Raw genomic sequence first — 12,615 nt, 5'->3', positions numbered from 1 at the left:
GTGGTAAGACAACGGCAGCCCAGTATTTTCTCCAACGCGCTGCGACGGCTGGCCTGCAGGCCACGCATGTTGATGATTATGACCTGCTCGCGGAAAAGTGCCGCACCGATACGGGGCAGCGTCGTTTCCGTCCGCTGATTGTGAATGGTCGCTACTGTGGCTTTGATGTGCTAGACTTCAGCGTGATGGACGAGGTGCTTGTTGAAGCTGAGAATCTCGTCGAACGGCACCTTGCGCGTTACCCTGAAAAAGGTCTGGCAATGCTGGAGTTCGCGCGAGACGACTACCTCCGTGCTCTCCATCTGTTCAGCTCCGGTTTCTTACGCGATGCCCGGCTCCTCTACTTTCGTATCGATGTGGAGACTGCCATTCGGCGTGTGCATCAGCGCTATTGCCAGACTGGCTGTCAGCTCGTTTCTGAACAGATCCTTCGCGGCTATTATCGTGATGATGGCTTTGTTAACCAGATCTCTCTGATCGAAAAAATCTTCTCCTTGAATCAGGCTATTGAAATCTGTGACAACAATGAAACACTACCGCTATTTTTACAGCGCCTTGATTACTTCTTCGAGCTGTTCCTACAGCAAGAAGCGCGGACGGAACTGGCCTGTTAAGGTCTGCTCTGGAGTATCTGGCGGCTTCGGCGGAAGGCCTGCTTTGCTTGAATGAAGAAGTGAAGGCAGCGGACGCTGCGGCGATGCATAGACGACATCATCGCAGCGCCCGCCGCCTGAGAGGGAGGCAGAAGAGAGTTTTCTACCCTTGCCCCTGTGTCAGGCGCTAGTCGTGCGTGGCTGGAAACGGAAGAGAACCAGGCCGATGATAAAGCATAGGATGCCATAGATGATCAGGGCGATGATATTGGGCAAAACCTCAGCTAACGTGCGCCCGCTAATCATCAGGCCATTGAGGGCCTCGATAGCCCAGGCTACGATACCCACATGGGCGACAATCTGCAACCACTGAGGTTCCAGCCAGAGTGGCCACCAGGCGCCACCGATGGCTGAAGTCGTCAAGGTAATGATGGTTAGGATCGGGGAGAGCTGGCGACGTGTACGGACCAGCGAGACCAGCAGAATGCCAAAGCCGGTCATTGCAAAGCTGGAGACTACCAGTAGGATGATCACACCGAGCCAATTGCCGACGTGCAGCTTAAAGATGAAGTTTCCCAGCGCGAAGAGAATCAGCAGTTGCAGCAAGGTTACCAGAAACTGCGTGAGTAGCTTGCCGCCGAGCAGAGCGTAACGCCGCACGGGAGCAATCAGCAAGCGGCGCAGCGTGCCGCTCTCGCGCTCTTCCAGAATGCTGCCCGCGACCGACTGCAGGCCGAAGAGGGCAAAAAGAATAGCATAGCCGGGCAGAGCTACATCGAAGATGTTGACCTGTGCAGGCACATTGCCAGCGTGAAGGCTGGCCACCTGGGCTGCGGGCAGCTCCTTAAAGCTGGCCATGCCAACATGGCTGGCAATGGTCTCAGGGTTAATGCTGCCTGGCTCGCAATGATTGCCCGGCTGGTGGCAGATCCGTTCAATCTCCTGTACGGCAGCGCTGCCGGCAAAGGTGGCGGTTGCCAGTTGCCCTACAGCGCTCGTGACGAGATTCTGTATGATGGCGCTGCTTGGATCATTGCTGCTCGGAATAGTATAGATCTGAACCAGATTCTGCGTTGGCTCCCCACGCATGGCAGCTTGCTGCAGCCTGGCCGTGGTACCAGCCGGAATGACAACGCCGGTCACAGCACCCTGTCCGTCGGCCACCGCTTTTTTGACGCCAGCGACATCGCTATAGCGAGTCAGATTGATTGTGAGCTGCTGACTATGCTGGTCCAAAGCTTTCAAAACTGTCTGGCCGACAAGGTCGTGGTCCTGGTCACTGACTGCAACCCGAATGGTGATCGTTGACTGCCCATTGCTGTAGATGCCGCTGAGGGCAAAGCCGATCATCGCTACCAGCACCAGTGGAACCAGCAGCATCCAAATGAAAGACCAGCGATCCCTTATTATTTGTAATAGGTCTTTTTTCATAATAGAGAACATTGCGTACATAACCGCTCCATCCTCCTTCCTGCCTGTCTGGCCAGGCTGCCCACTCGGTTAGAGCCGCTGCGGGTGGGCTGAATGAGTCAGACCTAGAGATCACGCAGGGTCTTGCCGGTCAACTGAATAAACAGTTCCTGCAGACCGTGGGGTCGATAGACAGCGCGCGTCTGATCGCGCATGGCTAATAGCTGCTCCAGGGTGCCCAGGGCGATAATGCGCCCTTCATCCATGATGGCGATACGCTGACAGAGCCGCTCCGCTTCTTCCATGTAGTGGGTCGTATAGAGCACGGTGGTGCCGCTGGCTGCCAGCTTTTCAATGTTTTCAAAGATGTGCTCACGGGACTGAGGATCAACGCCGACCGTTGGTTCATCTAGGAGCAAGATGCGAGGACGATGCATCAGCGCCACGGCAAAATTGAGTCGGCGTAGCATGCCGCCCGAGAAGTTCTTCAGGGGCTCCTTGCGGCGCTCGTAGAGACCAGCAAAGTGAAGCACTTCTTCGGCCCTTGCACGACGCTCTCGCGCCGGCACGCCGTAGAGAGAAGCGAAGAAATCAAGATTTTCCAGCGCGTTCAAATCGCGGTAGAGGGCAATTTCCTGGGGTACTACCCCCAGCAAGCGCTTGACTGCCTGGGGTTCGCGCCTTACAGAATGACCGCCAATGAGCGCGTCACCTTCATCCGGCAGCAGGTAGCCGCACAGGATATTGATAATGGTGCTTTTACCCGCTCCATTAGGCCCGAGTAGGCCAAAGATTTCACCTTGTTTCAGCCTAAACGAGACTCCCTTGACGGCCTCTACTTTGCCAAAACGCTTGACAACATTCTCTACCTCGATGGGGTCCCTGGCTACAGCCTCAGACCCGGCTGGCGCCGGCGGGGCTGAGCGGGCCTCAACTTCAGCGTGCAGTGCTTGCTCTTCCGACATTTTGATACCTCCTTTCCCTTTTATCTATTGATGAAATTCTTATTGAATAGGGCTTTACATATTAAGATATATTGAACGTCAGCAGTATCGGACATTTATCAGGGAGCTATCGATCTGGTTCTAAGGTAGTATAGAAGGCAAAGGGGCGGGGCAAGAAGGATCAAACTGCCTATTTTAGGCCTCGTCTCCTCATGCGTTTATGCCTATGACGAAAGTCACAGGAGGGGGAAACGAGGATAAGGGAGCTAAGGCGAAGATCCCCTCGTGATATACTGAACTGGCTAATTGCTGATTGGGAGCCGACCACTCTGAAGGAGCAGAGAAAGGGTGAGAGAGCCATGCGTTGCCCCTATTGTGGTCAGGTGAACACGGACGCCACAAGATATTGTCTGCGCTGTGGAAGAGCCATCGGTACGGTGCAGCAGCCGCCACTGGCGGCACGAAGCCAGACGGAATCAGCTACCTCGCCGATGATACTCAGGCAAGCGGCACAGAGAGGGCAGGCCCGTCTGCCTGGTCCGGGCATACCGGGCATAGTCGAAGCCAGCGCCCAGCCTGTAACCACCTCTGCCGTCCTGCCGGAGGAGATCGTGACTTCCCCCAGGTCACCGGAAGGCTTTCCGCCCAAAACGCTGGCGCAACTGCGAGAGCTGGCGGCGACGGCGCTGGCCTATAAGGTCGGGGGGAGTGAAGTGCAGGCCGGCGGCAAAAAAGTTGTCGAGATCGTTTATCCCCCTTGTCCCGCCTGGCAGCAAGTTGCCACCCTCTATAAGGCCCTCTCTGAGCACGATGACGAACGCTACGATACAGTCATCATTTGCGGCTTCCACGAAGAGAGCGATCTACGCTTTGGCTTCAACAACGGGCGACTGACCTTTGATCGGCGGGCGCGCCTAGGGAATCAGTTGATCAGGCGCTATCTGATCGAGACCCATCGTGGTTTTGAGATTGACTCAGTGCGCATCGTGCTCACAGAAGAACTGCCGGCGGAGTAGCTGCCTCTTAGCTCTTAGCCACTCAGAGAAACAATAACCAGGCGAAGGGATAGCAAGGCTGTATGCAAGCTGTTGAACTTATCCGAAAGAAGCGCAATGGCGAGGCGCTCACCACAGAAGAAATCAACTGGCTGGTAGAGCAGTACACCCAGGAACGCATTCCTGACTACCAAATGGCGGCCTGGCTCATGGCGGTCTGCTGGCGGGGCATGGATGACCGCGAGACGAGCGATTTGACGCTGGCAATGGCGCGCTCGGGTGAACAGTTGCGCGTGCGTGAACGGCTGTCACCAGTCGTCGACAAGCATAGCACGGGGGGAGTAGGTGACAAAGTCACCCTGGCGGTGGCCCCGCTTGTGGCCGCTTGTGGCGTAGCAGTGGCCAAGATGACCGGGCGTGGCCTGGGCCATACGGGAGGGACTGTCGACAAGCTGGAATCCATAAGTGGCCTGCGCACGGCTCTGACGCGTGAGGAATTTCTCAGCATCTTAGAGAGGCATGGTCTGGTTCTAGCTGGACAATCGGCGGATCTGGCACCGGCTGACGGCAAGATGTATGCCCTGCGTGATGTCACAGCGACAGTCGAGAGCATTCCTCTGATCGCAGCCAGCATTATGAGCAAGAAACTGGCTGTGGGGGCCTCGCATCTACTGCTGGATGTCAAGGTAGGGGCAGGTGCTTTCATGAAGACGCAGGAGCAGGCCCACGAACTGGCGCGGATTATGGTCGAGATCGGTCAGCGTGCTGGCCTCTACACTGAGGCAGCGGTCACAGCAATGGAACAGCCGCTGGGGCGAGCTGTGGGCAATGCTCTGGAAATGGCTGAAGCCATTGCTGTCTTGCGGGGCGAGGGACCGGCAGATAGCAGTCAGCTCTGTCGGCATGAGGCTGCTGAGTTACTCGTCATGACTGGAGCGGCAACCACGCGCAGCGAAGCGGAGCAGCGCGTGCAGAAGGCCATCGAGAGCGGCCATGCTCTGGCCAAGCTAGCTGAGGTCTGTGAGGCGCAAGGGGGAGATCCACGGCAGGTAGAGCGGCCAGAACGTCTGCCCCGGGCCCCGGTAATCAAGATGCTGACGGCACCTCGGAGCGGCTATATTGCTGCCATTCATGCCGAGCGCCTTGGGCTGACGGCTATGCGCTTGGGGGCGGGCCGCTTCAAGAAAGGCGATCCCGTCGATCACCGCACCGGGTTGCTCCTTCAGGCCAAGGTCGGCGACTATCTCCAGGCAGGTGACCCCCTGGTGGAGATTCACGCCCGTAGCGAGGAGGAGTGCGCCGCCGTTCATCAAGAGCTGCTTGCCTGCTATCGCTGGAGCGAAGCGCCGGTCAGCAGCGGCCCGCTGATCTACGAGGTCCTCAGACCCAGCCAGGACGGCGCACTCTGAAGCTGACCGAGCAGGTAAAGGCTCAGGCCGAAAATACCGAGCAGCAAGAGTGCGAGCAGTATGAGGAAAAGAACAAGGCGCCAAGGACGGCGCTTGAATTGCTGCGAGGGACGAAGAGAGCGCTCCTGTGCGTAGGGGGTTAGGGCTGGCATCTGTGCTGTTTGCTCGCAGGGGGAGGCGGCTTTGATCTGGTGGGTGGGAATAGCCACCGTTGGCTCGGCGGCAAACTCTTCAGGAGAGCAGCTCGGGAAAACAGACTGGGCATCGCCTGGGGCCAGAGCTTTCAGCGTAATGGCAACGGGGGCGGTCGAGGTCGAGCCTGAGCCTGAACTGCCTGCTGTCACGCCTCGGCTCAGGTGCAGGCGTAGGAGCCGCTGATAAGCACGACGCTCCTCCAACGTGGCGATACGCTCAAGGGCGTGAAAGAAGGCCCGTGCTGATTGGAAGCGATAGAGAGGGTCCGCCCGTGTGGCAATAGTAATCAAAGCGCTGAGTGCTGGTGAGAGGGCGGGGTTGAGCCGTGCCACCGGCTCGAGGTGGCCATTCTTGCCAAGCGGGTTTTGGCCGGTAACCATTTCGTGGAGGAGCACGCCCAGGCTGAAAAGATCGGAGCGTTCGTCGCACTGGCCACCGTGCTGATGCTGCTCGGGAGCGGCATAGCCCGGGACCCCCGGCTCAAAGTCGGCGTAGAGCTGGCCGTTGCGAAGATAACAGGCGCAGCCGAAGTCGAAGAAGACCAGACGCCCACCCGAGGTCAGAATCATGCTGGCAGGGCGCAGCCCGCGGTAGATCACCGGCGGCCTCTGCGAGTGCAGATAGTCGAAGAGGTCGCAGATCTGCATGGCGTAGCTCAGGGCTTCCAGCGGCGGCAGCGGCCCTTGCTGACGGAGGTAACTGGCCAGGGTTGGCCCCGCACAGTATTCGAGGACCAGATACCAGTAGCCGTCTTCGAAGAAATAGTCGTAGAGCATCGGCATGGCCGGATGACGCAGCCGCACCAGAAGGAGCGCTTCACGCACAAAACGATCGGTGTATGAGCCACCGCTGAGTGGAAAATCGTCTTGTTGTCGGGGCGAAGCCGGCTTTCCCTGCCGATGAGTTAGGGCAAAGTCTAGCTCCTCAGCGACACTCTCAGGCAGAGGGCGGTCGCCCCGCAATTGCTTGAGGGCCAGTGGTGTATCAAGTGTCACGTGTGAGGCCAGAAAGAGCCTCCCGGCCCCTCCGTAGCTGAGCGCCCCTTCAATACGGTATTCTCCTCGTCGTAAGGTACGTCCTGGGCCGTGTAGCGATGGCCTCTCACTCTTCCAACCAGTCGATGGACCTGACATCGTTTCTACCCTTCCTGCACTGCTAGCGCCTGATAGATAGCATGTCAAGATAACGCTTCTATACTAAACGAGGAACGCTATCCTCGTCAAGGAGTAAAAACATTTTTTACATCTAATATAGTGATATATACCGATGGGAGGGAAGGCAGTGACGAGATGGCGATGTTGGACAGGGGATCTAGTTGCCGAGTACTATGGTGAGAGAGATAGGCGGGCGAACGCCCAGGAGTCTGGTCATGGCCCTGGTGGCCCGCAGCCGAAGAAGCCTTTTCTGTGAGGAGAAGAGCATGCCTGTCTTACCTTTTAATGGGATTTGGCCGCGCATTGCAGACAATGTCTTTATCGCCCCCGGCGCCTATGTCATTGGAGACGTAACTATTGGCGAGGGGGTCAGTATCTGGTACAACAGTGTTATTCGCGGGGATACTGGGCCAATCGTGATTGGGAAGCGTACCAATATTCAAGACAACTGCGTACTTCATCTCGATGCCGATGCTCCCTTGACTATTGGGGAGGAATGCACTATTGGGCATGGCTGTGTTATCCACGGTGCCACGCTGGGGGACCGTGTTCTACTGGGCATGAAGGCGGTCGTACTCAACCACGCGCGCATTGGAGCGGAGACCATCATCGGTGCTTGCGCGCTGGTCAGTGAAGGCAAAGTGATCCCTGAAGGCGTTCTTGCCTTTGGGTTACCCGTGCGTGTTATTCGCAACCTGACGCCCGAGGAGATCGAGCACATCCGCGGCAGCGCTCAGCGCTACGTCGAGCGAGCTGCCCGTCATCGAGAGGCCTTGCGCGGCTGACCAGCGGGAGGAATAGCTCCGCGGGCCAGGGACCAAGGATTGGCTACTTGGCTCTTGTAGCTTCTGCCAGCCTCCCTGGCAAGCAGCGGGCTTTCGCCAGGGAGGCTGACCAGCCAAAGCGCAGCATTGCCTCTCTCGCCAGCTCAGCTCAGCTCAGCTCAGCGTAAACTCGACGGTTGTTCGGAGAGGCACTTGACCAGGGCGCTCGATAGTCAAGTCGATCTTCCACAGGCCCGCCATATCAAAGGTTGAGCGGGCGGGAAAAGTGGCCGTGTAGGCTGGTTGGCCGCGATTTAGCGTCTGCTGGACCGTACCCATGTCCATAAGGACCATATTGATAGCCAGGCTCAGGCGAGCATCGCTCACTGGCTGACCACGACTATCTGTCAAGAGAATCACCACCGTATTGGGACTATTCACGTGACCCGGCGTGACCATCAGCGAGAGGGTCAGATCACCAACCTGTTGCACTGCTACTGGCGGCGTGTTGGCAGGTGCTGTCTGACCTGCCTGATTCTGGGCCGCTTGAGCATAGTTGATCTGGGGAAAAGCGATTGGAGGAGCAAAGAAACTCATCAGAGCGGAGCACAGCAAGATAGCCACACTTATCCACGATTGCGTCTTCAGTAAACGCCCAAGCTGGCGCTCTGTCTGTAAGAGGGCCTCACGACGTGTGCGGCGCGCTGGCAGCTCGGCATCGACCACAGGCAAAAGCAGCGTCTGGCGTGCCAGGCGTGGCGTAATGCGGAAGAGCATAAAGAGAGTCAGCGCGAGAAGCAGGGCAGTCAGGGCCAGGCGCACCAGCAGCGTACGGCCATAGGCGGTCGTCAACAGAGCCTGGGGGTCAGAGAAGACACTTTCTGCCAGAAAGAGCTGACTGACCAGCAGCACAGCCATCGCCATCAGCAGTACGGGGGTCAAACGGCGGGTCAGCGTCACCAGCAGATCAGCGTGGTGATCCAGCTCAATCACAGCGAGCACGGGCAGCAGAACGTAGCCCAGATAGGCCAGGCCGCCGAGCCAGACAGACTGAGCCAGCAAAGCGAGCCAGGAGAGGACAACGGCACTGATATGGAGAGAGGCCTGCTGGACTTCATCGCTGGTCAAGGTCCAGGCGAGCAAATAGAGAGCGGCCAAGGTTAACCAGAGCAATGTATCCCAGGGCGAGAGCGGGAGGATATCGCTACCCGGGGCCATCTCCTCGGTCGTCACCGACTCTTTAGTCACGCGATACTCCTGCGTCACCTGACGCCGAAGTCGTCCGAAGCGTGAGCCACCCCGTCGGAGAACACGAGCCACACCAGCGGTAGCCTCCTTGGGCATCCGCCGACGGGCTGTGGCAGCCAGCCAGAGCAAGGCCAGAGCAATCAGTGCCAGGCGTCCCAACCAAAGCGGACCGTAGGATGTCGTCAGAAGTACAGCGCGCAGGGCTTGCCAATCAATGCCGCCGCTGGCCGTGGCCTGATTGAGGCTAGCCGCGCGCAGAATCAGCGTAATCACTTCCCCGACCAATAAGGCGGTCAGACAAAGCCACTGTAGTGGACGGGCCCGTGCTCGTGCGCGCATGAGCAAATCCAGTGAGCGGGCCCGGCGCTCCATTACCAGCCGCTCCATGACGAGCAGACCGACCCAGAAGGTCAGGGCTAGTAAGACAAGCCATTCCCAGGCCACGGAGAGGACCCCCAACAAGTCAAGTGTTGGCAAGTAGTTACTCGTGCTGGGGCCAAGAATGGTCTGGCCAGGCAAGCCGGTGCTGGAGTGACCAATGTTGAAGCCAATAGCTCCCTGCGTTGTACGCCCATCGTTGGTGGCCAGAGCTGTCCAGCGAACCAGATAGCTGCCTTCGCTTAAATTGGGCCGCAAAGGGGTATCCAACTCCTGTGGATGGCCGGGCGGGATATAGCTGGCGGCGGCATTTACAACACGCTCATGTGGATCGAAGACTAAGGCCTTGCTGATGGAGCTGATGGGACCATTAAAAAAGATACGAACCACCTTCGGTGGCATTGGGATCGTCGAGCCATCGATCGGTTCGGAGCCAACTACAAAAGCGTGCGCCTGTACTGCCGGAGCCGGCGTCAGGGGGGACCAGGCGTGAAGCAAGATGATACCCGCTATGAAGAGCGCGCTGAGCGCTAGCCTGGGGTATCGTCCATACCGTCCATACCGCATGCTATTCCTCTATGCTACCGACTCGCAGACGAGCGGGCTGCTGCCTGTATCTGGTGTATCTGGGCTGGGGGGTAAGCCCTGCTCGCTTCTATGAAACCCTGCCTCTTCTCTACGGCTTTCTGACCGGACTCGCTCTTCCGCAGCCGGGCGAAAAGGTACGTCCGCTTGCCTTCCTCTCTTCTCTTCTGCTGCTTGAGCTGAGGTGCGGTCTAGGAGGCGCGAGCCTGACCGGCCTTGCCTTGAGAAAGATCGCCGTACCGTACCAGGTTGAGCTGTGACAAGCGAGAATGTTTCACTCTTCGTGATTGTACCTCAGAGGAAGCGCGGTCGCAATATTTCTAGCTTCTGCCCGAGCTGATATAATGAAGCTATGAGCCAAGTTCCTCTCAAGCAGCAGAGAGCGATGGCAGCAAAGCGGTCGCAACGGCTCTGGCGTCTCGTGCTCCGTGGGTATGCTCTGGCGACTGCCCTTCTCTATCTCTTTCTACATTGGGTTGCTCATCCATATCGCCGAAGCGCTCCCTTTCAGCAGCGCCCTCCTACGCTGGCCACGGAAGCGCTGCCAACCGTTTCGATCATTGTGCCGGCGCGTAACGAAGAGGCCAACATCCGGCGCTGTGTGCACTCGCTTCTCCAACAGGACTACCCGGCGGACTACGAGGTCATCGTAGTAGACGATGGCTCAACCGACCGGACGCGCGCTATTCTTGAGCAATTGGCGACAGAGCCAGCCGCAGACAACCGTCTGCGCTTGCTGCCCCTGGCCGAGGAGCTGCCCCCTGGCTGGGCGGGCAAGCCGCATGCGCTGCATAGGGGGGCCTGTCAGGCCCGCGGTAGCTGGCTGGTCTTCACCGATGCCGACAGCATCTGGTCGCCACACACCCTGCGACTGACTGTGAGCGAGGCTCTGACGCGTGGCCTTGACCTTCTCTCGCTGGTCCCAGAACAAGAGCTGGCCGATCGCTGGAACCGGCTCACCCTGCCCCTGGCTCTCATGGGAATGAGCCTCCAATTCCCCCCGCCTCTGGTCAATCTGACCTGTTGTCCGCTTGCCACGGCCAATGGTCAGTACATCCTGCTGCGTCGGACTCTCTACGAGGCCCTGGGAGGCTATGCCCGTCCTGATCTGCGCGGCTCGGCGCTGGATGATCGCGACCTGGCTGCTGTAGTAAAAGGCCAGGGCTATCGTCTCCGTCTCTACGATGGGCGGGGGCTGGTGCGTGTCCAGATGTATCGCGGCTTGCCGGCGCTCTGGCGTGGCTGGCGTAAGACGATCTTTGTGGGCAGCGGAGGACTTCCTTTCATGCTGGCGACCCTGATGGGGCTGCCGCTCGTCGTCGTGCTACCATTTCTGCTGCCTCTCCTGCTCTGGCTAGGACGCGGCTGGTGGCGTCAGCGGGGAGTCGAGACGCGCGAGGCTCTCGCTGCTGCCTTGCTGGCTTTGCTCCCTCTCCTCGCCTATCGCCGCTCTCTTGATAAGAGCCTGGGCTTGCCGTGGTACCAGGCTCTGACCCACCCGCTGGCTGGTCTCCTCTTCATGGGAATGCTTGCACAGGCGTGTTGGCGTAAATTGACGGGACGCGGCGTTGACTGGCGCGGTAGGGTCTATGGCACGCGCTCCCTTCCTTAGGGAATCTCTCGCCCTCACCAGGCGCCTAGGAGGACTCTGGCCCATCTGTAGGCTGCCGGCTGGCACTGGCCCGCGGTCATCATGAGACGAGCGCTTACAGCCCCTCATCGGCAAGCAATCCCTGACGCAGACCAAAGATCGCAGCCTGCGTGCGATCGCGAATGCCGAGCTTCTGGAAGATGACCGAGAGATAATTTTTGACTGTCTTCTCAGAATAAGAGAGCCGGGAGGCAATCTCTCGATTACTCATTCCCTGAGCGACATAGCGGATAATCTCGATCTCTTTTTCCGTCAGGTCATTGAGCGTTGGAGCGCCGGGAAGGCCCGACTGTTGAGAGAGGCGGCGTAGCTCAGTGAGCACAGTACCAGTCAATTCTGGTTCGATCAAGGCCCCGCCAGCGTGTACCGTGCGAATAGCGCGGATCAGCTCCTGCGAAGAGGCGCTCTTGAGAAGGTAGCCGCGGGCGCCATTCTTGATGGCACGCAACACCTGGGGATGTTGGCGGTGCATCGTCAGAATGATGATGGCAACCTCGGGCAGCTCCTCGGCTAGTTGGTGCGTCAAAGCGAGACCATCAAGCTGCGGCATGCTAATGTCAAGCAGAACAACATCGGGGCGAAGTTGACGAATGACCCGCAGCGCTTCCTGACCATCGGCGGCCTCGCCGACTACCCTGAGATCAGGCTCGAGTTCGAGCAAATGGCGCAAGCCCTCGCGCATCAGAGTGTGATCATCGGCCAATACAACCCGAATCACGCCGCGCTCTGCCGGTTGCTCCGGCCCTGACAATTCCCCCGGCTCTCTCGCGGATGAGACGCTAGTTGCTTCCTCTGTCTCTACACGAACCGCATCCTTGGGCGGGAGCACACTGGTTGCTTGTAGACCCGTGGCAATGCGCAAGGTGGGCGCTGTCATACTCGACCGGTGACTATTCCTCTCACCAGAGGAGTACTGCTTTCTACGCTGATGAGGCATGATCTGCTTACCTTTCAAAAGATGCTCTATACTATTTTTGAAGCTAAAAGGCTGATATTCTTTCAGAGTGTGTCTTCCTGGTTAGATTATACCAGGCAGTCAAGCAGGGAAGGCCAACAGTGAAGAGAGCCGGCCTAGTCCCTTCCCTCTCGCACTCTAAAGCTGACGCTCTGCATGCCGATCGGCTCCGTTACTCGCGATCTCTTGGACCGAGATTTAACATTGCCATCAACTCTCTTTCACCGGCAATTAATGATGGCTTAAACAATGCCTTGCATAAGATGTGAAGGAGGCATCCAAAGCTTGGCGAGCTGGCGAGCCTGGTGACCCCAGCGGTTTGGGGGCATCCAGG

The 12,615-nt window shown here is 58.3% G+C and carries 10 protein-coding genes; 5 read left to right on the top strand and 5 right to left on the bottom strand.

Features of this window, described 5'->3' with window-relative positions; all coding sequences use genetic code 11:
- On the top strand, positions 1-614 hold a 614-nt coding region (locus tag IRZ24_RS09745), incomplete at its 5' end, for a hypothetical protein (RefSeq protein WP_297163214.1).
- 159 nt (positions 615-773) lie between these two features.
- On the opposite strand, the gene IRZ24_RS09740 is transcribed toward IRZ24_RS09745, so the two are convergent.
- The gene (locus IRZ24_RS09740) at positions 774-2,045 is read right to left on the bottom strand and encodes an ABC transporter permease (protein ID WP_297163211.1); all 1,272 of its coding nucleotides are present in this window, start codon (positions 2,043-2,045) and stop codon (positions 774-776) included.
- Positions 2,046-2,128: 83 nt separating this feature from the next.
- On the bottom strand, positions 2,129-2,968 hold the full coding sequence (locus IRZ24_RS09735) for an ATP-binding cassette domain-containing protein (RefSeq protein WP_297163207.1): 840 nt from the start codon (positions 2,966-2,968) through the stop codon (positions 2,129-2,131).
- A gap of 416 nt (positions 2,969-3,384) precedes the next feature.
- Here IRZ24_RS09735 and IRZ24_RS09730 point away from each other — a divergent pair, with 416 nt between their 5' ends.
- The gene (locus IRZ24_RS09730) at positions 3,385-3,963 is read left to right on the top strand and encodes a hypothetical protein (RefSeq protein ID WP_297163204.1); all 579 of its coding nucleotides are present in this window, start codon (positions 3,385-3,387) and stop codon (positions 3,961-3,963) included.
- 62 nt (positions 3,964-4,025) lie between these two features.
- The gene (locus IRZ24_RS09725) at positions 4,026-5,351 is read left to right on the top strand and encodes a thymidine phosphorylase (RefSeq protein WP_297163201.1); all 1,326 of its coding nucleotides are present in this window, start codon (positions 4,026-4,028) and stop codon (positions 5,349-5,351) included.
- On the opposite strand, the gene IRZ24_RS09720 is transcribed toward IRZ24_RS09725, so the two are convergent.
- Positions 5,312-6,679, bottom strand: a complete 1,368-nt coding sequence (locus tag IRZ24_RS09720) for a serine/threonine-protein kinase (RefSeq protein WP_297163198.1) — start codon at positions 6,677-6,679, stop codon at positions 5,312-5,314. The genes IRZ24_RS09725 and IRZ24_RS09720 overlap by 40 nt on opposite strands.
- A 287-nt stretch (positions 6,680-6,966) precedes the next feature.
- On the opposite strand from IRZ24_RS09720, the gene IRZ24_RS09715 reads away from it, so the two are divergent.
- The gene (locus IRZ24_RS09715; RefSeq protein ID WP_297163195.1) at positions 6,967-7,485 is read left to right on the top strand and encodes a gamma carbonic anhydrase family protein; all 519 of its coding nucleotides are present in this window, start codon (positions 6,967-6,969) and stop codon (positions 7,483-7,485) included.
- Positions 7,486-7,638: 153 nt separating this feature from the next.
- On the opposite strand, the gene IRZ24_RS09710 is transcribed toward IRZ24_RS09715, so the two are convergent.
- Positions 7,639-9,657: a copper resistance protein CopC gene (locus IRZ24_RS09710; protein ID WP_297163192.1), complete on the bottom strand. Its 2,019-nt coding sequence runs from the start codon at positions 9,655-9,657 to the stop codon at positions 7,639-7,641.
- 403 nt (positions 9,658-10,060) lie between these two features.
- Here IRZ24_RS09710 and IRZ24_RS09705 point away from each other — a divergent pair, with 403 nt between their 5' ends.
- Entirely contained in the window at positions 10,061-11,287 is a 1,227-nt protein-coding gene (locus IRZ24_RS09705; protein ID WP_297163189.1) for a glycosyltransferase, read from the top strand.
- A 94-nt stretch (positions 11,288-11,381) separates the two neighbouring features.
- Here the strand turns inward: IRZ24_RS09705 and IRZ24_RS09700 are convergent, their stop codons facing one another.
- Entirely contained in the window at positions 11,382-12,044 is a 663-nt protein-coding gene (locus tag IRZ24_RS09700) for a response regulator transcription factor (protein ID WP_366914267.1), read from the bottom strand.
- Positions 12,045-12,615: the final 571 nt, after the last annotated feature.

Origin of the sequence: Thermogemmatispora sp., from assembly GCF_019683755.1 — a bacterium.
In the GTDB taxonomy this organism is placed as follows: domain Bacteria; phylum Chloroflexota; class Ktedonobacteria; order Ktedonobacterales; family Ktedonobacteraceae; genus Thermogemmatispora.
This window is presented reverse-complemented; position numbering and strand designations above follow the sequence as displayed.